The organism is Methylobacillus gramineus (assembly GCF_020532675.1).
Lineage (GTDB): Bacteria > Pseudomonadota > Gammaproteobacteria > Burkholderiales > Methylophilaceae > Methylobacillus > Methylobacillus gramineus.
In genome coordinates, this window is sequence record NZ_JAJAVE010000001.1 from 1,767,219 (window position 1) to 1,789,164 (window position 21,946).

Consider the following 21,946-nt stretch of genomic DNA (forward strand, 5'->3'; position numbering starts at 1 on the left):
TTGGTGCTCATGATGCAGAGAGCTTAAAGCAAGACCTTTTCTATGCCACCATTATTTGCCTTGTGCACATAATCCTGCATCCAGTTTTCACCCAATACATGTTTGGCCATTTCCACCACAATGTAATCGGCTTCTATGCCGGTATCTTCCCCATAACGTGACAAGCCTTGCAGGCATGATGGGCAAGAAGTCAGGATTTTCACATCCTGCTCTGGCGCCCCTGGCGTCAGTCCGAGCTTGGTCAGGCCTTTTTCCAGCTCTTCCTGCTTGCGCATTTTGACCTGGGTCGCAATATCGGGGCGGGCCACTGCAAACGTACCGGACTCCCCACAACAACGATCATTGAGCTCAACATCGTTATCACCCACCAGCGCCTGGGTTACTTTCATTGGCGCATAGGTCTTCATGGGGCTGTGGCACGGGTCATGGTACATATAGCGTGTACCGGTGACGCCCTCGATCTTGAAATTCTTCTCCATCAGGTATTCATGAATGTCGAGCAACCTCGCACCCGGGAAAATGCGTTCAAACTCATATTTCTGCAGCTGATCCATGCAAGTGCCGCATGAAACAATCACCGTCTTGATGTCTAGGTAATTGAGGGTGTTCGCTACACGATGGAACTGCACCCGGTTATCCGCCGTGATCTGCTGGCCTTTGTCGTGATTGCCACTGGAGGTTTGCGGATATCCGCAGCATAAATAACCTGGCGGCAATACGGTAATAGCGCCAGCCTCATACAACATGGCCTGGGTTGCCAAGCCTACGGTGGAGAACAAACGTTCGGAACCGCATCCAGGGAAATAGAACACCGCATCTGAATCTTCATGCGTTTTTTGTGGATTACGGATCACCGGCACAATGGTGTCATCTTCAATGCCAAGTAAGGCACGTGATGTCTTGGTTGGCATGGCCTTGGGCATGGGGCGATTGAGGAAATGAATCACCTGCGCCTTGATTTCAGGCTTGCCCAACGTTGGCGGCGGATTTTTCTTGGTGCCATTCAACAAGCCCAGCTTCTTGAATATCGCATGCCCCAACCGCTGCGCCTTGTAGCCCACACCGACCATCACGCTACGCATGGCGCGTATCGTGGCTGGGTCCTTGATATTGAGGAAGGTCATGGCCGCAGTAGTGCCAGGATTGAAATGCTTCTTGCCCTGCTCACGCAGAAAATTGCGCATGGCAATCGAAACATCGCCAAAATCGATATCGACCGGACACGGTTTTTCGCAGCGATGACACACAGTGCAATGATCCGCAACATCATTGAATTCATCAAAATGCTTGAGTGATATCCCGCGACGCGTTTGCTCCTCATAGAGAAATGCCTCTATCAATAGCGAGGTACCCAATATCTTGTTGCGCGGACTATAAAGCAGGTTGGCACGTGGCACATGCGTAGTGCAGACAGGCTTGCATTTGCCGCAGCGTAAACAATCGCTGATGGAATCTGCAATGCCACCAATCGCAGATTGCTCCATGATGATGGACTCCTGCTCCAGCAGGCCGAAAGAAGGCGTATACGCTGAATGCAGGCCAGAACCAGCCATCAGCTTGCCCTTGTTGAAGCGGCCTTCAGGATCAACCTGTTGCTTGTAGGCAGCAAATCTGGACACCGTTTTCTCGTCCAGGAACTCCATCTTGGTGATACCAATCCCATGCTCACCCGAGATCACGCCGCCCAGGCCGGTAGCCAGCTTCATGATGCGTGCCACAGCCTCATGTGCGGCCTGCATCATTTCATAGTCATCAGAGTTGACGGGGATATTGGTATGCACATTGCCATCCCCTGCGTGCATGTGCAGGGCAACAAACACACGGCCTTTTAAGACCTGTTTGTGGATTTCATCGCATTTTTCCAGAATACGCCGGTATTCACGACCGGTAAAAATGCGATGCAGCTCTTTCTTGACGTCCTGTTTCCAGGAGATACGCACCTGATGCTCCTGCACGGCGCGGAAGATATTCTCCACGGCAAGATCACTATAATCTGGCCCCAGCAATGAAAGCGCGCCGTCCAGGTTTTCCAGCGTGTTTTTCCAATGTTTGCGCGTTGCAGCAAACAGTTCCAGTGCCATTTGGCGCTTGGTCACCAGCATGTCGAGATCAGCCTGGGTTTCATCATCCTCATACAAGGGCAGATCGCCTTGCATAAAGCTTTCCAGGCCATCGAGCAACTTCAGCTTGTTGCGGATGGAAAGCTCGATATTGATACGCTCGATACCATCCGAATAATCGCCCAGACGCGGCAATGGAATCACCACATCCTCATTGATCTTGAACGCGTTGGTATGCTTGGCAATCGCAGCCGTACGTGCACGGTCCAGCCAGAACTTCTTGCGTGCATCACTGGAAACCGCAATAAAACCCTCGCCACCACGGGCATTGGCCAAACGTACCACTTGCGAAGCTGCTTCACCTACACCCGCTTCATCATCGCTGGCGATATCGGCAATCAACACCATCTTGGGACGCTCGCTGCGATTCGCCTTGGTGGCATAGCCCACCGCCCGCAAATAGCGCTCATCCAGATGCTCTAGTCCAGCCAGTATTGTATTGGCATGGGCATCGAGGTAATTCTTGATTTCAACAATCGAAGGCACTGCCAGCGCCACATGGCCGAAAAACTCAAGGCACACGGTGCGCACATGCTTGGGCATGCGATGCAGAATAAAGGTGGCTGAGGTAATCAGGCCATCACAGCCTTCCTTCTGGATACCAGGCAAACCAGACAGAAACTTGTCTGTCACATCTTTCCCCAAGCCTACCGTACGGAAGCTGGGACCAGGAATTTCTAGGACATGGGGCTCCCCGATCAGGGTTACACCATCCTCTTCATAGCGCGTAATGCGAAAACGCGCCATGTCGATGTCATGAATCTTGCCCTGGTTATGCTCCAGGCGCTCCACAAACAGCCATTGGGCATCTGGCGTCACCATGCGCCATGAAGCCAGGTTATCAAGCGCAGTACCCCATAGCACCGCCTTCTTGCCACCCGCATTCATCGCCACGTTACCGCCTATGCAAGATGCATCGGCCGAGGTTGGATCAACAGCAAATTCCAGCCCTGCATTGCTTGCAGCCTCCATCACCCGACGAGTCACTACACCCGCGCCACAATGGATCACCGGCACTTGCTCGCTAACACCGGGCAATGTGGTGTAACTGACTTCGGAATAATGATCGAGTTTCTCGGTATTGATGACCGCAGAGAGCTTGGTCAATGGTATGGCACCACCGGTATAGCCGGTACCTCCGCCACGTGGAATGATGGTCAGGCCTAGCTCAATACAGATCCGGACCAGCGCCGCGATCTCCGCTTCAGTATCTGGGTTGATCACAACAAAGGGATACTCAACGCGCCAATCGGTCGCATCGGTCACATGGGAAACACGGGACAAGCCATCAAAACGGATATTGTCCTTGCGCGTATGACGGCTCAGCTTTGCCAATGCCTGCTTGCGCAAGGTCTCGGTCTGGCGGAAATCCTGCTCAAACTCGTTGACTGCCTTGCGGGCAGCCACCACCAGCTTCAGCACCTTCTGATTGCCGGCACTACGCTCGTCAATCGCCTTGATGCGGTGATTCAGCGCATCAATCAGTGCCTGGCGACGCTTCTTGTTCTGCAGCAGATCATCCTGCAGATAAGGATTTCTTGAAACCACCCACAGATCGCCCAGCACTTCAAATAACATGCGGGCAGAGCGACCAGTCTTGCGCTCTTCTCGCAGCTCATTGAGTACCTCCCAGATTTCCTCGCCGAGGAATCTGATGACAATTTCACGATCGGAAAACGAAGTGTAGTTATACGGGATTTCGCGTAAGCGGGCAGTCATGCTTGTACTGAGGGCTAAAGGCACAATTATAACATGGAGATAGCCGTAGAATTACACGCAAATGCAGTCGTGACGCGGCTTTCACGAGAATGAGAATTGTTTCATACACACACACGCACCCCACAGTGCAATTCAGATGACAAAGCCTGTAAAAAGCACCACAATGGCAACACAGATTTATCCTCGATGTTGAATTGGCTGTGATCGAACAATGTCATCAAAACTGCGAAAAGTACTCATCCCTCTTGTCATACTCGGCTTACTGGCATTTCTCGGCTATTCACTAACCCAGAAACCGCAAGCCCCCACCATTAATTTCGTTACACTGGAAGGCAAGACCATCCCACTGTCATCCTTGCAGGGGAAAATGGTATTGGTCAACTTCTGGGCAACAGACTGCCCGGGATGCATTGCCGAAATGCCAGGCCTAGTAGAGACTTACAACCAATATAAAGATAAAGGCTTTGAAGTCATTGCCGTGGCCATGTCTTACGATGCGCCACAGCAAGTCATCAATTACACCCAGAAAAATGCCCTGCCCTTCCCTGTTACCCATGATAGTCAAGGCGAAGCTGCTCATTTATTTAGCGATGTCCGCGTGACCCCCACCTCATTCATTGTGGACCAGCAAGGACGCATTACTCAGAAACTCATTGGCGAGCTGGACTTCAAGTCCTTACGCAGCCTGCTAGACAAGCAATTATCGGGGAACCATTAGCATGTTATGGATAAAAGCTTGGCATATTGTATTTATGGTGACATGGTTCGCAGGGCTATTCTATCTGCCCCGCCTCTTTGTCTACCACGCACAGGCAGACGACAGCGTCAGCACTGAACGTTTCAAAATCATGGAGCGTAAACTCTTCTTTGGCATCATGACGCCAGGTGCCGTACTGACAATTATCTTCGGCATGTGGTTATGGCAGGGCTATGGCATTTCTGGTGCATGGCTACACGCAAAGCTCACACTGGTGGCAGTCCTGTTGGCCTACCATGTCTATTGTGGCAAGCTGCTATTTGATTTCAAATATAATCGCAACCGCCACGGTCATGTTTACTACCGCTGGCTGAACGAGCTCCCAGTGCTTTTATTAATTGGGGTTGTCATACTGGTGGTCGTCAAGCCATTCTAGCCAGGACACGTATATGTTTACTCAACCCACATCATGGCTGCTGCGCGCACTGCAACAGTACAAAAACAAGCCTCAGGCGAAGCTATTGCGCGTGTTTGATGTGCTGGAGAGCAAGTCCACCTCTATTACAGATCTGGCACTTGAAGTAGAGAAGAACAAACAACCCCTGATGCAGTACCTCACCAAGCAAGCCCGCTCCAGCGGCGCGCAGTTACCTGAGGTGCTGGCACAGCAAATCCTCATCATGCTGGAAAATGCGCTGCAAAGAGAGATCAAGCATCCTGGGTGCCAGGCTTTGCATCACGCCCAAGTCGCCACCCAGGCATTGGTACAGGCTCAATGTGATGGCAGCTATCGCAAAGTGCGCGATTTCAGCATGACAAGTGGCCTGGTAAGCCTGATGATCATTACATCGTTCATGTTCTGGTATATGTTGCGCGATATTCCCGCCCAGCATCAAGACGCTTCCAGCTATCAGCTATGGAACAATGGTGCGCGTCAGCCAGTGGCCAACCCGATCAAGGTGGCTGAACTTTACAATATGCTGGAACGCATGCGTCAGGGGAAATGCCACTTCCCGCAAGCCTTGATGCTGGCCGAGTCAGAGCGAAGCGTTTATCTACAAAATATCGTCGATGGCAATCTCTCCAGCCATGAAGATGAAATCAAACTGGCCAGCCAATTAATAAAAAAGGTCAGCTGTGAATACCGACCACTGACCACCTTATCTGAACCTGAGCAGACTCAAATGAAGATGCACACCGGCATACCAACCCATGGACCGGCCAATACATCGCAAACCTAGAGTAGCTCAGCCAATCACGACACTCCATGTAAAAAAGCCGACATCTATCGGCTTTTTTACAACACTGACCCCAATCACTTCATCATCATTTGATGATTTTCTTCACATTAGCCAAACCAGACTGAAAAATCCCAGTAATCACGTCAGTCGCAGCTTTATCATCTTTGCCCGCCGCGCCTGGATGTGCAGGATCCTGACGTTTGAACATACTTTTCCAGACAATCTTGCTTTTTGTACCATTCGCCTGAACCGTCAACGTAGCGCTGTAATCACGTAGCGGCAAAACGCTTTCGGTAATTTCATATTTCAGTGTCTTACTTTCAGCATCTCGCGCAGTCAGCACCTCATGGATTTTCCCGCCATCCTGCAATGTGAGTGTGCGTTTCGCACCCACCTCATCCTGCTTGCCCTCTACAATTTCAGTGGAAGCCACAGCAGGATGCCAGCTCATATCACCAAAATTGCCAATCTTTTCCCACACCACATCTGCCGGTGCATCAATCTCCACCGTTTCCTTGACGCGCAGGGTTTCATCCAGGGCCGCAGACACCATTAAGGGGCAACTCAGCACAGCGGCTACCGCAACAGCTAAAATACATTTCATCAATACCTCCCTGTAAATACATTGTGGTTTTTAAAATTGCCTATTGCAGCCGTAAATTTACACTTTTTTATACTTTTGTAACAGTTTGTTTACACTTAAGCCAAGCAGAGTTAATAGGCAGGACTTATACTCGGGCGTGAATTAGAGAATTAGCCAGCGCAGTTTTTATTCATATTGCACTGGCAAATTTACGTATATACTAATCTGTATATAAAAATGCGTACTGAAGAGCTACGCTATATGGGGAATGGCACTATGTCCTTGCTAAGGGAAAAAATACTCGATGTTGCCTCTGACTTGTTTCAGACGCGCGGCATCAACTCGACCGGCGTGGATACCATCGTAGCGGTAGCAGGCACCACCAAGATGACACTGTACAAATATTTCCGCAGCAAGGAAGACCTGATCCTGGAGGTGTTGCACAAAGGGCATGCCGACTTCAGCACCTGGCTGAACCAGAAACTGAACAAGAACACCAAGAAACCTTCCGAGCGCCTGCAAAAGCTGTTCGACTTTATTGAAGAATGGGTTACTGCACCTGATTTCCGTGGTATGGCATTCCTCAAGGCCTCCGCTGAATTCCCCAATGAAGAAAACCCGGTACATCGCCTTTCTGCCGAGCACTCCAAGCAATTCAAGCAGTTTCTGACTGAACTCGCTGTAGACGCTGGCGCCAAAGATGCAGACAGCCTGGCGCTTCAGTTATCCATCCTGATTGAAGGTGCAATCCAGGCCGAGCAGATGAAACGTGGCTCTGGTGCGGTCAAATATGCCAAAAAAGCAGCCAAGATTCTGATTGAGAATGCGCTGGAAAAGTAGCTACTAAAGTATTACAAATCCATTGCAAAAGCCTGCCTCGAATGAAGCAGGCTTTTTTCATACTTGCGAAGCATTCGCGCGCCCTAGATAATGCAGGCTTTACACCATTGCAATAGGCTAGACATGCGTATATTAATCTGTGGATCCATGGCATATGACACCATCATGGTGTTTGGCGATCAATTCAAAAATCACATCCTGCCGGAGAAGATTCATATGCTTAACGTATGTTTTTTTGTGCCCGAAATGCGCCGCGAGTTCGGTGGCACCGCAGGTAATATCGCTTATAACCTGAACCTACTGTCTGGTGAGCCAGTGATCATGGCAACAGTTGGCGAAGATTTCGGCGTCTACGACAAATGGTTGAACGACAACAAGCTGGACACCACCCACATCAAGAAAATTGATGGCAGTTTTACCGCGCAAGCCTTCATTACAACCGATATGGATGATAACCAGATCACCGCTTTTCACCCCGGCGCCATGAGTGAGTGTCATCAAAACAGCGTTGCCGACACCAAAGACATTGGATTGGCAATCATCGCCCCAGACGGACGCGAAGGCATGTTCCAGCATGCAAAGGAATGCCATGAACAAGGTATCCCGTTCCTGTTCGATCCAGGCCAGGGTCTCCCCATGTTCAACGGTGAAGAACTCATGCACTTTATCGACTTGGCCACTTATGTCGCAGTAAATGACTATGAGGCGCAACTATTACAGGAAAAAACCGGTCTTACTCTTGATGCCATTGCATCAAAGGTAAAAGCGCTGATTGTGACCAAGGGTGCTCAAGGTTCGACGATTTATGCCGATGAGCAACTGTACGAGATCCCATGTGTGGAAGCGCTGGAAGTGGTTGATCCAACTGGGTGTGGTGATGCCTATCGTGCCGGTTTGTTATACGGCATTTCGCAAGGCTGGGATTGGTCAGTATGTGGCCGTCTGGCTTCGGTCATGGGCTCAATCAAGATTGCCAGCCGCGGCGGACAAAACCATCGTGCTACCCGTGATGAAATTCAGCACATATACAGCCAGATACTGGTAAATGAAACATTGTCGCAACACACTGATGAACTAACCGCTTAAGGAGCAAGAAATGCGCACCACCAAATTATTGACTGCTATGTCCATACTCCTCGTGCTTACGGGATGCATGAGCTCCAACTCTGGGGATGTGTATAGCCGCGATGAAGCACGCAAAACGCAGACTGTGCGCCTGGGTGTGGTGGAAAGTGTACGTAACGTCAAGCTGGAAGGGACCAAAACCCCGATCGGTGGTGGTGCAGGTGCGGTCGTAGGCGGTATTGCCGGTAGCACATTGGGTGGTGGCAGAGGCCAAGCCATTACCACCGTGCTTGGCGCACTGGTTGGCGGCTTGGCGGGTGCAGCAGCAGAAGAAGGCATTACCCGCAAGGATGGACTGGAAATCACCGTCAAACTGGAAAATGGCACCCTGCTCGCAGTGGTGCAAGAAGCCGATGTGCAGTTTTCCCCTGGCGACAAGGTACGCTTGCTGGATAGCGGTGGCGTGACACGCGTCAGCCATTAATCATTGCTCGGCAAAACCGGGCACATTCACAAAAGCTTAAAACTCGTTTAACCAATTTGTCACCTGGCGCTTTTAAAGTCCTGACTGTCTAAACAGCAGTCAGGAAAGCACCATGCTTGATCGGCAGTCCGCTACCGGCGCCCGGCCCGGTTCCAGCCAGCTATATGTCAGCCTTGCCCGCAACGCTTCTGAAATCGCAGAAGCCCAACGCCTCCGCTACAAAGTCTTTGCCGAAGAAATGGGAGCCAATATCCCCAGCACAGATGGTCTGGACAAGGATGGCTTTGATGCATTCTGCGATCATCTATTAGTCCGTGATCACAATACCGGTGAAGTCGTCGGTACTTACCGAATTCTCAGCCCTGCTATGGCCAATGAAGCTGGAGGCTATTACTCCGCAGGCGAGTTTGACCTTTCGCGCCTGCGCCACCTGTCATCCAGCATGGTAGAAGTGGGACGTGCCTGCGTACACAAGAACTACAGAATGGGTGGCACCATCACCATGTTATGGGCAGGACTTGCCAATTACATGAAGGTACACCGCTACGAATACATGATTGGGTGCGGCAGTATCGGCATGGCAGATGGCGGCCACATGGCAGCCAGCCTCTATCACCAGTTACAGCAAGAACACCTGTCTCCAGCGGAATATCGTGTGTTTCCCAATTGCCCATTACCCTTGGAAGCGTTGAGGAATGACATTGAAGTCAATTGCCCGCCATTGATCAAAGGCTATTTACGCCTGGGTGCATACATTTGCGGCGCACCGGCCTGGGATCCTGATTTCAACACGGCAGACATGCTGGTCATGCTACCATTGTCGAGAATCAACAAACGCTATGCAGCTCACTTTTTCAAATAGGCTGCCCGCACACACCCGCTTGCACAATAAAAAGACGCCTCTCCCTACTCAACTCTATCGCCTGACGCGTCTTTTTCTCCACACGGTTTACGGAGTCACAATCGCCGCCACGATATTGCCCCGCGTCACGCATTTAAGGCGTGACCGCATCATTAGTCGCTGGAGCGGGCAATTCATGGGTATCCTGAATATTCGCGTAGTGGCAACAGGCCATGTACCCAATGAACAAGTACGTGGCGCCATGTTTGTGGCCAACCATATCTCGTGGCTGGATATACATGCCCTCAATAGCATGCGTACCGTGCGCTTTATTGCCAAGTCCGATATTCGCTCCTGGCCTGTCCTTGGATGGCTAATGGCGCAGGCAAACACCTTGTTTATTGAGCGGGATAAAAAACAGGATGCCAGCCGCATTGTGGCCACCGCCACTCAAAGCCTGCAAGCTGGCGATTGCCTATGCTACTTTCCTGAAGGCACAACTACAGACGGAAATGAGTTGCGCCCATTCAAGGGTAGCCTGATGCAAGCCGCGATTGATGCCCACACCGACATTCGCCCATTTTCTATCCGCTATCCCAATCCGGATGGCAGTACGAATATCGCCATGGCATACCACAACGACACCACCATGTGGCAATCACTGTTGATGATATTGGGACAACGACACCCAGTGGTGGAACTGAATTTTGCCGCTCCAATTGCAAGTGCAGGGCATGAAAGAAGAGGATTGTGCTTAATGGCCAGACAATCGATTGCTGCCAAGCTAGACCTGCATTAATCACAACAACCTTAATAATTTCGGGGCGAGATGCCCAGAAGACGTTCTACAACTAGGCCTTGATACGGCGCGGCGCATCGGCAGGATGACACTCCACCTGAAAGGTCTGCCGGTCTTCCAGGCGCAATGCAGTCAACCGCCCACCCCAAAGGCAACCGGTGTCCAGCGCATACAAATTATCGCGCTGCTGCAATCCCAATGCAGACCAATGTCCAAAGATAATGGTCGCATCTACAGAATGCCGGGCAGGCACATCGAACCACGGCAGATTGCCAGCGGGAATATCCGCCAACTCACCCTTGAAATGGAAATCCATCTCACCGTCCACGCTGCAAACACGTAAGCGCGTCATGGCATTAGTAATCATGCGCAAGCGATCCATCCCTTGTAAATCATCACGCCACTGCAGCGGATAATTACCATACATCTGTGCCAGAAAATCCTGATACAGGTCTCCGCGCAATGCATCTTCCACCTCACGCCCCAACGCCAGCGCCTCTTCGGCTTGCCATTGCGGCAACAAGCCAGCATGCACCATCAGCAGATCGCCATCTCCATGAATAATGGGACGGAACCTCAACCAGTCAAGCAATTCCTGCCGGTCTGGCGCATCAAAAATGGGTTGTAAAGTATCACTGCGATGCGCGCGGACATAGCCTTCAGCCACAACGAGCGCATGCAAATCATGATTGCCCAGCACCATAATCACACTGGACTCATGCGCCTTGGCCCAACGAAGCGTTTCCAGAGAACCCGAACCACGATTGATCAGATCACCCACCAGCCAGAGCTTGTCTGTGGTGGGATCAAACTGGATAGCATCCAGCAAGGAGAGAAAAGAATGGTAGCAGCCCTGGATGTCACCTATTGCATATGTAGACATAAGGACCGCTATTTCAACAGGAAATTGAGACGAATAAAGCTAAGCCTTATTCGCTCTTTTCGCCTTCAGCGGCGGCAGGCTCTTCAGCTACTGGTGCCTCCGCATCAGCCGCATCTTCATCAGCCTCCCCATCTTCAGCAGGCTTGGCAGCCTCAGCCGCAGTGGGCTGCTTTACTTCCGGATCATCAATATGGCTGGCCTGGATACCGAAAAACAAGCGGGCAACCAGAAAAAGTACCAATACAGGGGCAAACAATCCACCTAGCACTGCCAGGATAAATTCTTTTTTAGTTGTTTTAGGAAAATCGTACTCTTGCGCGCTCATGCCAACCATATCCTTGATACATGGGAAAATGAGCCTAATTATACTGAATAACCCGCAACAGGGAAAAGGTTACTAGCAAGGACAACTGCCCCGCCATTTGATATAATTCGCGCCTGCCTCAAAATGCGCCCGTAGCTCAGTTGGATAGAGTGTTGGTTTCCGAAGCCAAAGGTCACAGGTTCGACTCCTGTCGGGCGCACCAATCAATCATTAATACTTTGATTTTCAAATCAGCCAAGTCTCCCAACAAGTTTAAAAGTACGTGTGGTACTTTCCAGTAGCATCCACAGAATGACGCTTAATCTGGGGCACAAGCATTGAAGATGGCATTTCATCAGCGTGGGAGACCACCAGGTCTGATGTTTCACTCAGATCAATGAAAGTCAGTATGCCAGTAGAAAATTCCGTTAGCGGCTGTAGCGCTAACGGATCGTCACCAGCCATGGTCGAAGAAAAACTTAATGCAGTGTCTGGGATGACTTGATCACGACAACTTGTCCTGACTGTATATCCCCAACCTCATAAACCCGCTTTCATTAGCTATCAAGACGCACCGTCTTCAACCGCCATACTCCAATCAAGAACACCATCCAGCTCAGAATTAGCATGAAAAATGTATGTTCTGGTGGTGCGATGTTATGTGCACTTGGTTGAAAAACCGGTTGCTTGGCGAAATCTGCTGCCCCAAAAGGCCGATCCTCAAATAGGTATGCATAATAAAATTCCCGGATCTGGCGGTGGAATGCTTCAATCTGATCCTGGTAAGAAAGTTGCGCAAGCAGATCAGTATCGGCTACACGATGTAATATCGCTTGAGCCCCAACCCCTGGTAACAACCACCCCAAGCGGTTCGTCCATGCTTGCCTTTCTAACAAACCAGCCCTATACGCGTTAGCTAGAGGCGCTACACTTTCATCACCAAGCTGATGGAAAGCAAAATACCATTTCCAATGGAAGTCTTGAGGCAGCGGGGCCGTGCCACTCCACTCTGGATGATGAACGAAAAAGCGTTGCATTGTTTCTTCGCGGGGTACTTCCCATGCGCCATGCACAGCCTGCCTTTGCGCTAGCATCAGGTCTACACCTTGATGCACTGGCACAGCACGAAGCAAGGCAACATTGGCTAGGGACGGTAATACTAAAGTGAGTAACACCCATACGCTCATCAATGCTGTGGCGTTTGTCACTGATCGCCACCCCTGGGTTGTGATCAATAAAGTCAATCCAAACCAAAACGCCACGTAGCTAGATATGACAGCCATAATGATCGAGAGGGAGCTAAGGTTAGTGCTAGTGATGGTCGCTCCCAGCAAAACAGGAATGACTAGGCACATCAACACCAGCACAAAACGCAAGCTGGTGCGTCTTAACCAGACAAGACGCCCTTCCGGTAAAGACACTAATAGGCGCAATCTGCCAGATTGTTGCTCACCTGAGATCATGTCATGCATGAGCGCAATGATGAAAAGAGGAGTCAAGTAGATCAACACAAAAGCAAAATCGAAACGACCAGGCAATGCTAACTCAGGATTAAATATTTCCCCTTCATACAGCTGAGCTTGCAAGCCCAGGGCACGTACGCGAAGAACATAAGGCGCGGAATCCCGTATGCCGATTGAAAGAAATGCAGCATCCGAAGGAGTATCCCATGTGCTATAAAACGTATAGTAGGCAGGATATCCAGCGTTTGCAGCATTCGAATATGTCTTAGCCACCGCCGCAAGATCCTGCTCTTGCAAAGGAGCTAGCCTGGCAATGGTGTCATGCTGATGCTTTATCTCCTTGAGCCCTGACCACACTGCCAGCCCACTTAACAGGAAAAGCAAAATCAGCGCGATGATGGATAAATGAGAGCGTTGTAATAGCCTTAATTCATGAGACAGCCAACTCATCGTATTGCCCTCCCTAAGCGCCGGCTTTGTAACCAGCTCAAAACTCCAAGCACCATGATCCAAAGCGTTAAAACGCCAATTGATGCCAAAGCACCTTTTAGTGTCTCAATTGAGGAGCCAGGGGTAAATTTAAACTCAGGAAAAGCCTGCCAATTCGAGCGTGCGATGCGGTTTTCCTTCTGACGATTGGTATCGTCAGCATAAGTTAAGCTCTCAGCTTGCAGCTTGTTCAAGCCTTGCACCAGGTTGTAACGATACTGTTCTCCCTGTTCAAGGAAACGTCGGAAGTTTTGCAAGTCCGTACCTGAGGCTGTCATTGAAAGTCGCTTAAGCGCAAATAAGGGGCTTAACAAACTGAATCCATCAACAAAGCTATTTTGTTGAGCCTGGAGGTCAAATGCTCTCGTCGAATAGTGACTGAACAATTCACTCGACTTGCGCTCCCCCTCCATTCCGACAAGCCCCTTGAAGTTGACCGGCAAGTCTTCGATACGCGTCACACCATATTGTTTGAGCACTTTGTCGCGGAACTCTGCGAATTTCGGATCATCTGGATTATGCGCATCTCCAAGGGCAAGATATTCACGTTGAACGGAGATCTCATTTTCGAAGCGCGTAGGTAAAGCGATAGCCGCGTTAGCCATGTCCGGCACCCATCGGGGCAACAATATAACGACCAACACCCATATGGCCATTAAGGCTAAAAGTGAGTCACGTCCACGCTGGCATAGGCTTGAAATAAATATCACGGCTAATGACCACAGAAGAAGCCATAAAGTATATCCACCGATCAACAGCAAGGTCATCGCCCAGGCAGACGCTCCAGACACTGATAACAAGCACAATCCTACTACTGCAGGAAGCAGGATCAAGCCTGAAAAGCCTAAAAGCGCAACCAGCTTGCCTATCACAAGCTGCTGGCTACTCACGCCTTGTGTTAGAAGCACCCGCAATGTGCCTGACTCACGCTCACGCGAAACACCAGCAAAGCCAACAAATATCAGTAATAACGGCGCAAGCACCTGCAACACAAACGCTGGCGTTAATTGACCAAAGCGCAACAATAACGACGATTGCCTCACATCACCAAAGTTTGCGCTGTTCTGGCGGTGAGCCTCTAGAAACAGCGTATTGCCGGTGTAGGCATTAATGCCGGGATCAAATGCTGCAAGCGCATTTAAAGGCCTAAATAGGAAATGACCATAATGGGCCACCCGATGTGGATGACGGTCAGGCTGTGATTCGAACTCGTGATTGGATTGAGCTTGGTAGCGAGCTCTTTCTTCACCAGCATTGCGCTGATGTTCCCAGGCAGTGAGTGACGCAATCAGCATCAATATGGTTAACAAAATCGTGCCCATCACGGCAACACGATTTCTTAATAGCGAGCGCCACTCTTCGCGGGCAATGCGTAACACGATGCTCATATTGCTTGTCCAGCATATCGGCGATGCAGATTCCGGACGTCAAAACGATCCTGGCCTTGAGCGGCAACCTCCTCAACTAATCGGCCTGCCTCCAGGAAACCAATACGATCAGCGATATCGGCAGCGCTGAGGAGATCATGTGTCACCATGAGTATGGCAACCCCTTGCTGCCTGAGGAGGCCCAACAAGCGATTGAATTCGGTTGTGGCTTGGGGATCCAATCCGGAGGTTGGCTCATCAAGCAACAATGCAGGCACTTTGCGCGCCAATGCCAAAGCAATAGCCACTTTCTGACGCATCCCTTTTGAAAATCCCCCTACCCGCAAATCAAATGCTGAAGAGTCCAGGCCTGCTGCAGCCAGTGCATTAGATATAGTACTTGCATCTTCATGCTGCCCTGCAAGGTCTAACAGGTAAGCCACATTTTCACGGGCACTCAAATGTTCATAGAGTGCTACATTCTCAGGAATGTAGGCAAAATTCTTCCTGGCCTCAGTTGGCCGGGTGAATGGGTCAATACCATTAACACGGACTAAACCTGATTGAGGGGCCAAGAAGCCCAGAAAAAGGCTTAATGTGGTTGTCTTTCCTGCGCCATTTGCGCCTAACAAGGCATAAATCTCGCCAGGGCGAATGTGCAGATTCAACTCGTGCAGGATGGTTTTGCTGCCGTACCCTGCCAGAACATCCCTTGCATCAAGTACATATTCGGAGCTGGAGGCTTCGGATGAAATTACTTTATCAATCAACATAATTTGGAAGCTTTATTATCAAATCTATCTGACGCGATAGGTCGAACTGGAGTTGCCCTACCACCCAAATACGCAACAATGTTGCATAAAATCCCACATGGTATAACACAAACTCCTGAATTGCACCTTTTATACAATTAGAAGCTGGAAGCCGCTATATACGAGGAAACTCCGAGGGTAATGCTATGTGATGATGCTTGATAAATCGCAGATGGGGACACATCCCTGCCAGCATCCATCTTTTTTACAACGCGAAAAGTAAACGCGCTGTCATATGCAAAATATGATGGTCATGGCAGGGAGATCAGACAAAGTACGACGCCAGTCGATGGTTGCCACGCTAGGTTTCCCTGCGGACTGCAAGCTATTCGACGGTGGTACTCACTATGCGTATTCTATTTAAAACATGCCTGGTTCTAGAGCCAGTCTTATCGAACTGTTATGGTCGTAACCAATTCATTTTCAAGTTCGGCACACGTGGCCTGATGTCTTCAATCAAGCCGCAGCTGATAATGTCACAACGCAAATACATTTGCCGAATCTTGTTATCCGCCTCAGTGCGGGACTTGCCATACACCTGCAAGTTTTCAACCAGCACGCCGTTTGCGCTGCGTATCGTATACAAATATTTCCCAGAATTATGCTCTAACATTTTTAATGTCACCCCGAGTATCAGTCTGCGTAAATCACAGTAATATTTTAATTATTTGCACGATATCAGAGTTTTTTACACATGTATATATAATGAAGATAGCCTTTTCATATTTAATTCAATGCTTTAAAGGACAATCTGCATAAGTTAACTTCGATTTCAGCGCTAACCACTGATCTAAAGTATTATGTAGCAGATTTTTTAGAAGTTTCTTGCCCATAAATTGGGTTGTCAATTTAGCGGACTCAAAATCCATTGGTGCCCGGTTCGGGCTCCGGGGAGGCCTGCCAAATAATCAATGGGTAACGTTAATTCGTAACCCATTGATTATTTTTAGTAGCCTTATAGTAGGCTGTGTAAAAAGATAAATTATCATTCCTAGAAATTAAATTTCATTAACGTTAAACTATATTCAAACTTATACGAAAAATTAATGAGGGCATACAAAGTGCAAAAAGTAGTTGGAGTGAGAGCGACCTTGTTAGGGGAGCAAACTGCGGAAAACGATAAAAATTTGTTGCTCTCCAATTACATTGAAACTCCAGAGTTTCGCTCAATTTTGGAAACAAAAGATAGTACGGTCGTTGTTGGACGGCGAGGTACGGGGAAAAGTGCAATGTATCTACGGCTCGCAAAATTCTGGAAAGAAGAAAAAAATAATTACGTTATTCAAGTAGCGCCAGAAGATTATCAAACAATTGGTTTTAGGAGTTTGTTTAAAATCTTTGATGCTAAGTACTCTCATGTGAGGGCGGCAGCAAGAATTATATGGAAATATGGGTTTTTACTAGAAATTCTTAGCCATATTTCTAGAAACTATAAACTTAAAGAATCATTCTCTTGTTGTCCTGCAGCAGTTGAGCATGTAAAAAAATGGTCTTCTTCATCTGCCGATTTTTTATCAACCCTATCAAACATTTTGAGAGTGATTCTTAAAAGTGTGGATGATCCAGATGAGGCCATCAGTACATTAAGCTTTGATTTGAAAATTGCAGATCTGGAGAGAGACTTAGAAAACTTACTTTCCAAATCTAATGTTAATTTCTATATTTTGATAGATCGCTTAGATGAGGGTTATGAAAATGATGAAACAGGGGCTGCGATAATAGCGGGGTTAATAGCAGTTGTTTCTGAAATAAATAAGAGATATTCCAATATTAGACCTGTGCTTTTTCAACGGGATAATATTATAAGATCGGTTGCGAAATATGATCCTGACTATACAAGAAACATTGAGGGAGAAGTCATTCGCATACATTGGGATACTCATCAGTTGTTAAAGTTAGTAACAAAGCGGTTGGATGCTGCATTTAATCTTCAGATTGAAAATAGTCAGAAAATTTGGGATAGATGCACGGCCGATGAGGGGGCCGATAGAGAGTTGCAGGGGCAATTAGGCTTTAAAAAATGTTTGCAGTTCACGCTATATCGTCCCCGTGATTTACTTTCGTTATTGAACCAGTCATTTTTTGAAGCAGGTAAACAGGATAGAAATAAAATTGTCCTTTCGGATGTGGAGAAAACTGCTAAATATATTTCAGAAAATAGGTTAGATGATTTAAAGAAAGAGTATCAGTCGATCATCCCAGTAATTAGCTGTGCTGTGTCTGTTTTTTCAAATGGTAGCCCTGAAATGACATATTTAGAGGCAATTGAAAAAATTGATGCATTGTCGATCACAATACAAAATGATAGCTCTGCAGAAGCCCAGCAAGACTATCGGATATTGGGAAGTGATGGAGTACTCAGAGCACTCTATAGTGTGGGATTTTTGGGGACTCATGATGAGTCATCGGGGTCTTTCAATTTCTGTCATGATGGAAGAAATCCAGATCGCGAGTTTTCAAGTGAAGATAAAATTCTTCTTCATCCTTGTTACTGGATAGGACTTAATCTTTCTAAGAATGCTCTTTCTCCCGAAGATGCTGAGCAGATTAATGATGAGTATGAGATCAATGTTACTTCTGTGACACCAGAAATTAGAGTTCAGAAAATTGGAACATTAATTTCAGAAATTGGGAGTATTAAAACAGGTAGAGAAGATGCATCCAGTTTCGAGCAATGGGTGACTAGGGCTTTGCAAACAATATTTGCTGGTCATCTTTCTAATATTGTCCCACATCCTAATGGTTCAGCAGTACAGCGACGGGATATTGTTGGTACCAACTTAATTAAGACACCAACTTGGCAGCATATCCATAATACATATGAAGTTCATCAGGTAGTATTTGATGCTAAAAACTTTAGTGAGCTTAGTATTGATGCATATAGGCAATTGTCAACGTATTTAACAGGGCCATATGGGCGTTTAGGGTTCATTGTTAGTCGGAATGAGGAGGAGACAATAAAAGTAGGAGCTGAGCTAGATTGGGTAAGAGAAATCTACTATACGCAAAACAAGCTAATTATTAGAATTACGTATAAGACGCTAACTCGGCTATTAAGTAAATTACGTAATCCAGAAAAGCATGATGCAGTTGAACAAATATTAAGCAATATGCTTGATTTGTATGAGCGTAATTATTTAAGTTTGCAAACTACTCGCTCTAAATCAAAGAAGAGGCATAGTTGAAATTTATTTGATTGTTCGTACAGTTATTAACAGAACTCCAAGTAAACCTAAGGGCCTGAGACCCTTGTTTTTTTCAAATGCTCTTCCAGACGGGTGGATTATGTGCACTTTCTCGCGTATTTATTGGCAAAGAGTAATCCAACCATAAACCCTGAACAAATGACCATTCTGGATATTGGCTCGGATGCGAATCTAGTTTATCTGCTGATTGCTGTGCATGCTTAAGACTGGCATTGTACGAGCGTGGAAGCACTCATCCTTAGCCTTCTAAAACCTCATGTAATCATAAGCTTGTAATTTACTCTTAGGTGGCATAGTCGTGTTGAGGGATAATAGCGCCCTCAGCATTTTTTGCAGCACTCTTGGAATTCTCCCCATGGAAATCAAAGTCAATTTTCTCGATAAGCTACGTCTTGAAGCCAAGTTCGATGACTTCACGGTGATTGCCGATCAGCCTATTCGCTATAAGGGCGATGGCTCGGCGCCTGGACCATTCGATTACTTTCTGGCTTCATCTGCCCTGTGCGCAGCTTATTTTGTGAAGTTGTATTGCAGCACGCGCAATATCCCTACCGAGAACATCCGCCTGTCGCACAACAATGTGGTGGACCCTGAAAACCGCTACAAACAAATTTTCAAGATTCAGGTCGAGTTACCTTCAGATATTTCCGACAAAGATCGCCAGGGGATTTTGCGTTCTATTGACCGGTGTACGGTGAAGAAGGTGGTGCAGGCCGGGCCGGATTTCATCATTGAAGAAGTCGCTAACCTGGACGAAGATGCGCAGGCGTTGCTGATGGTGAATCCATCTGCCGAGTCGCGCACTTACATTACCGGCAAAGATTTACCGCTGGAACAAACCATCGCCAATATGTCTGGCCTGCTGGCGAGCTTGGGCATCAAGATTGAAATCGCCTCGTGGCGCAATATTGTACCTAACGTGTGGTCGCTGCATATCCGCGATGCGCATTCGCCGATGTGTTTCACTAACGGCAAAGGATCGACCAAGGAAAGCGCGCTGGCGTCGGCTTTGGGCGAATATATCGAGCGGCTGAGTAACAACCATTTTTATGCCGGGTCGTACTGGGGCGAAGAGATTGCCAATGCGGAATTTGTGCATTACCCGAACGAGCGCTGGTTCAAGCCAGGCCGTAAAGATGCGCTGCCAAAAGAGATTCTGGATGACTACTGCCTGGAGATTTACAACCCTGATGGCGAGCTACGCGGTTCGCACCTGATAGATACTAATTCCGGCAATGCCAAGCGCGGTATCTGTTCGCTGCCGTATGTGCGTCAGTCAGATGGCGAGGTGGTTTATTTTCCATCTAACCTGGTTGAAAACCTGTATGCCAGCAATGGCATGAGTGCCGGTAACACGCTGGTTGAAGCGCAAGTGCAATGCCTGTCGGAGATTTTTGAACGGGCAGTCAAACGCGAAATCATTGAAGGTGAAATCGCTTTGCCGGATGTGCCGCAGGCAGTGCTGGCGAAATATCCCGGCATTGTGGCAGGTATTCAGGGGCTGGAAGAGCAGGGCTTTCCTGTGTTGGTCAAGGATGCATCACTTGGCGGCGAGTATCCGGTCATGTGCGTGACTTTAATGAATCCGCGTACTGGCGGTGTGTTCGCCTCATTCGGCGCGCACCCTTGTATGGAAGTCGCGCTGGAGCGCAGCCTGACCGAATTGCTGCAAGGCCGCAGTTTTGAAGGCCTGAATGATTTGCCGCAACCGACCTTCGCCAGCGAAGCGGTGACTGAACCGAATAACTTTGTGGAACACTTTATTGATTCCAGCGGCATTGTCTCGTGGCGCTTTTTCAGCGCCAAATCGGATTACGAATTTGTTGAGTGGGATTTCTCGGGTAAAGACGACAACGCGAACGCTGAAGAAGTAGCAACCATGTTTGGGATGTTGGCCAACATGGGCAAAGAAGCTTACGTGGCGGTGTATGACCAGCTAGGCGCAACGGCTTGTCGTATATTGGTGCCGGGCTATTCGGAAGTGTATCCGGTAGAAGACCTGGTGTGGGATAACACCAACAAATCCCTATTGTTCCGTGCAGATATCCTGAATCTGCATCAACTGGACGATGCCAGCCTGGGAGCACTGCTTGAGCGTTTAGAGAATAATGAGCTGGATGACTACGGCGACATCGGCACATTGATCGGCATCCAGTTTGACGACAATACCGACTGGGGACAGCTCACAGTGCTGGAGTTAAAGCTGCTGATTCATCTGGCCTTGCAACAACTTGAGGAGGCGCATGAGCTGGTAGGTGCCTTCCTGCAATATAACGACAACACCTTAGAGCGCGGCTTGTTTTACCAAGCCTTGAATGTGGTACTGGAAGTGATACTGGATGATGAGCTGGAACTGGATGACTTCGAAGTCAACTTCCGCAAGATGTTTGGCAATACCAGGATGGACGCCGTGATAGGTTCAGTGGATGGCAGCGTACGTTTCTTTGGCTTGACGCCCACCAGCATGAAACTGGAAGGGTTAGACAGGCACCAGCGCCTGATCGACAGTTACAGGAAGTTGCATACGGCGCGAGCCAAGATGGCAGCTACGGCCAGTTAGGATAAAGACAATGAAAGCATTATCCTTTTACCAGCCTATCGCCTGGATGTTGGCCAATGGTCATTTTGTCGTCGATGATAGAACCTGGATTCCCTATTACAGAGGGCCAATCGCGATCCATGCCAGCAAGACCGGGCTTGAGCAGTACATTCTTTATTGCAGGGATGTCGCTGGCATTGATGTACCTGACATGGCTGGTCTCGAACGAGGGGGAATTGTTGGGATTGGCGAGCTGGTCGATGTTCTGCAACCTGGTGAGTCAGGCGGAATCCCGATTGAGAAACGTGCTTACAGCGGCCCCGGTCATTATGGGCTGGTCTTTGCAAATGTCACTCCTGTTGAATTCATCCCCTGCAGAGGCAAGCCAGGACTATTTGACCTCGATTTCGACCCGAGAAACTACACTCCGCCAAAAGTCGTTGATCATCAGGGAAGCTTGTTTGACTAATGAATCAATGCACAAATTTGATGTA

Annotated in this window: 20 protein-coding genes and 1 tRNA gene; 13 read left to right on the forward strand and 8 right to left on the reverse strand. The window is 48.5% G+C overall.

Annotated elements, in window-relative coordinates; all coding sequences use genetic code 11:
* Positions 1 to 23 precede the first annotated feature (23 nt).
* A complete protein-coding gene (locus tag LG201_RS08255) occupies positions 24 to 3,839 on the reverse strand; it encodes a DUF3683 domain-containing protein (RefSeq protein WP_226771679.1) in 3,816 nt (1,271 codons plus the stop codon).
* Positions 3,840 to 4,050: 211 nt separating this feature from the next.
* Between LG201_RS08255 and LG201_RS08260 the strand changes: the two genes are divergently transcribed.
* The 3 genes from LG201_RS08260 to LG201_RS08270 are packed head-to-tail and all read left to right on the forward strand — an operon-like array spanning position 4,051 to position 5,777.
* Positions 4,051 to 4,557 carry a peroxiredoxin family protein gene (locus tag LG201_RS08260; protein WP_226771680.1) on the forward strand — a complete coding sequence of 169 codons (507 nt, stop codon included), beginning with the start codon at positions 4,051 to 4,053 and terminating at the stop codon, positions 4,555 to 4,557.
* Between the two features lies 1 nt (position 4,558).
* A complete protein-coding gene (hemJ, locus tag LG201_RS08265) occupies positions 4,559 to 4,972 on the forward strand; it encodes a protoporphyrinogen oxidase HemJ (protein ID WP_226771681.1) in 414 nt (137 codons plus the stop codon).
* Positions 4,973 to 4,985: 13 nt separating this feature from the next.
* Positions 4,986 to 5,777 (forward strand): hypothetical protein, encoded by a 792-nt coding sequence (locus tag LG201_RS08270; RefSeq protein ID WP_226771682.1) that lies wholly within the window; start codon positions 4,986 to 4,988, stop codon positions 5,775 to 5,777.
* 85 nt (positions 5,778 to 5,862) lie between these two features.
* On the opposite strand, the gene LG201_RS08275 is transcribed toward LG201_RS08270, so the two are convergent.
* Positions 5,863 to 6,381, reverse strand: coding sequence for an SRPBCC family protein (locus LG201_RS08275; protein ID WP_226771683.1), 519 nt, complete (start codon positions 6,379 to 6,381; stop codon positions 5,863 to 5,865).
* Positions 6,382 to 6,636: 255 nt separating this feature from the next.
* On the opposite strand from LG201_RS08275, the gene LG201_RS08280 reads away from it, so the two are divergent.
* The 5 genes from LG201_RS08280 (at position 6,637) to LG201_RS08300 (ending at position 10,389) form a co-directional block, all read left to right on the forward strand.
* Positions 6,637 to 7,200, forward strand: coding sequence for a TetR/AcrR family transcriptional regulator (locus LG201_RS08280; protein WP_226771948.1), 564 nt, complete (start codon positions 6,637 to 6,639; stop codon positions 7,198 to 7,200).
* A 123-nt stretch (positions 7,201 to 7,323) separates the two neighbouring features.
* Positions 7,324 to 8,286: a carbohydrate kinase family protein gene (locus tag LG201_RS08285; RefSeq protein ID WP_226771684.1), complete on the forward strand. Its 963-nt coding sequence runs from the start codon at positions 7,324 to 7,326 to the stop codon at positions 8,284 to 8,286.
* A gap of 10 nt (positions 8,287 to 8,296) precedes the next feature.
* Positions 8,297 to 8,749 (forward strand): outer membrane lipoprotein, encoded by a 453-nt coding sequence (locus LG201_RS08290; RefSeq protein WP_226771685.1) that lies wholly within the window; start codon positions 8,297 to 8,299, stop codon positions 8,747 to 8,749.
* 112 nt (positions 8,750 to 8,861) lie between these two features.
* Positions 8,862 to 9,611 carry a GNAT family N-acetyltransferase gene (locus LG201_RS08295; RefSeq protein WP_226771686.1) on the forward strand — a complete coding sequence of 250 codons (750 nt, stop codon included), beginning with the start codon at positions 8,862 to 8,864 and terminating at the stop codon, positions 9,609 to 9,611.
* Between the two features lie 19 nt (positions 9,612 to 9,630).
* Positions 9,631 to 10,389, forward strand: a complete 759-nt coding sequence (locus LG201_RS08300; protein ID WP_226771687.1) for a lysophospholipid acyltransferase family protein — start codon at positions 9,631 to 9,633, stop codon at positions 10,387 to 10,389.
* A 52-nt stretch (positions 10,390 to 10,441) separates the two neighbouring features.
* On the opposite strand, the gene LG201_RS08305 is transcribed toward LG201_RS08300, so the two are convergent.
* Entirely contained in the window at positions 10,442 to 11,272 is an 831-nt protein-coding gene (locus LG201_RS08305) for a symmetrical bis(5'-nucleosyl)-tetraphosphatase (protein ID WP_226771688.1), read from the reverse strand.
* 46 nt (positions 11,273 to 11,318) lie between these two features.
* The gene (locus LG201_RS08310) at positions 11,319 to 11,597 is read right to left on the reverse strand and encodes a hypothetical protein (protein ID WP_226771689.1); all 279 of its coding nucleotides are present in this window, start codon (positions 11,595 to 11,597) and stop codon (positions 11,319 to 11,321) included.
* A 125-nt stretch (positions 11,598 to 11,722) separates the two neighbouring features.
* On the opposite strand from LG201_RS08310, the gene LG201_RS08315 reads away from it, so the two are divergent.
* Positions 11,723 to 11,799: transfer RNA gene (locus LG201_RS08315), tRNA-Arg, on the forward strand.
* 334 nt (positions 11,800 to 12,133) lie between these two features.
* On the opposite strand, the gene LG201_RS08320 is transcribed toward LG201_RS08315, so the two are convergent.
* The 4 genes from LG201_RS08320 to LG201_RS08335 form a co-directional block, all read right to left on the reverse strand.
* Entirely contained in the window at positions 12,134 to 13,489 is a 1,356-nt protein-coding gene (locus LG201_RS08320; protein ID WP_226771690.1) for an ABC transporter permease, read from the reverse strand.
* Positions 13,486 to 14,916: an ABC transporter permease gene (locus tag LG201_RS08325; protein WP_226771691.1), complete on the reverse strand. Its 1,431-nt coding sequence runs from the start codon at positions 14,914 to 14,916 to the stop codon at positions 13,486 to 13,488. The genes LG201_RS08320 and LG201_RS08325 overlap by 4 nt, the downstream gene beginning before the upstream one ends.
* The gene (locus LG201_RS08330; protein ID WP_226771692.1) at positions 14,913 to 15,668 is read right to left on the reverse strand and encodes an ABC transporter ATP-binding protein; all 756 of its coding nucleotides are present in this window, start codon (positions 15,666 to 15,668) and stop codon (positions 14,913 to 14,915) included. Before LG201_RS08330 ends, LG201_RS08325 begins: the two co-directional genes overlap by 4 nt.
* A 439-nt stretch (positions 15,669 to 16,107) precedes the next feature.
* Positions 16,108 to 16,320, reverse strand: coding sequence for a hypothetical protein (locus LG201_RS08335; RefSeq protein ID WP_226771693.1), 213 nt, complete (start codon positions 16,318 to 16,320; stop codon positions 16,108 to 16,110).
* A 448-nt stretch (positions 16,321 to 16,768) separates the two neighbouring features.
* Here LG201_RS08335 and LG201_RS08340 point away from each other — a divergent pair, with 448 nt between their 5' ends.
* The 4 genes from LG201_RS08340 (at position 16,769) to LG201_RS08355 (ending at position 21,921) form a co-directional block, all read left to right on the forward strand.
* Positions 16,769 to 18,892: a P-loop ATPase, Sll1717 family gene (locus tag LG201_RS08340; protein WP_226771694.1), complete on the forward strand. Its 2,124-nt coding sequence runs from the start codon at positions 16,769 to 16,771 to the stop codon at positions 18,890 to 18,892.
* A gap of 93 nt (positions 18,893 to 18,985) precedes the next feature.
* The gene (locus tag LG201_RS08345; RefSeq protein ID WP_319006043.1) at positions 18,986 to 19,117 is read left to right on the forward strand and encodes an RlmF-related methyltransferase; all 132 of its coding nucleotides are present in this window, start codon (positions 18,986 to 18,988) and stop codon (positions 19,115 to 19,117) included.
* Between the two features lie 151 nt (positions 19,118 to 19,268).
* Entirely contained in the window at positions 19,269 to 21,473 is a 2,205-nt protein-coding gene (locus tag LG201_RS08350) for an OsmC domain/YcaO domain-containing protein (RefSeq protein ID WP_226771696.1), read from the forward strand.
* 10 nt (positions 21,474 to 21,483) lie between these two features.
* Positions 21,484 to 21,921 (forward strand): ASCH domain-containing protein, encoded by a 438-nt coding sequence (locus LG201_RS08355; protein WP_226771697.1) that lies wholly within the window; start codon positions 21,484 to 21,486, stop codon positions 21,919 to 21,921.
* Positions 21,922 to 21,946 lie beyond the last annotated feature (25 nt).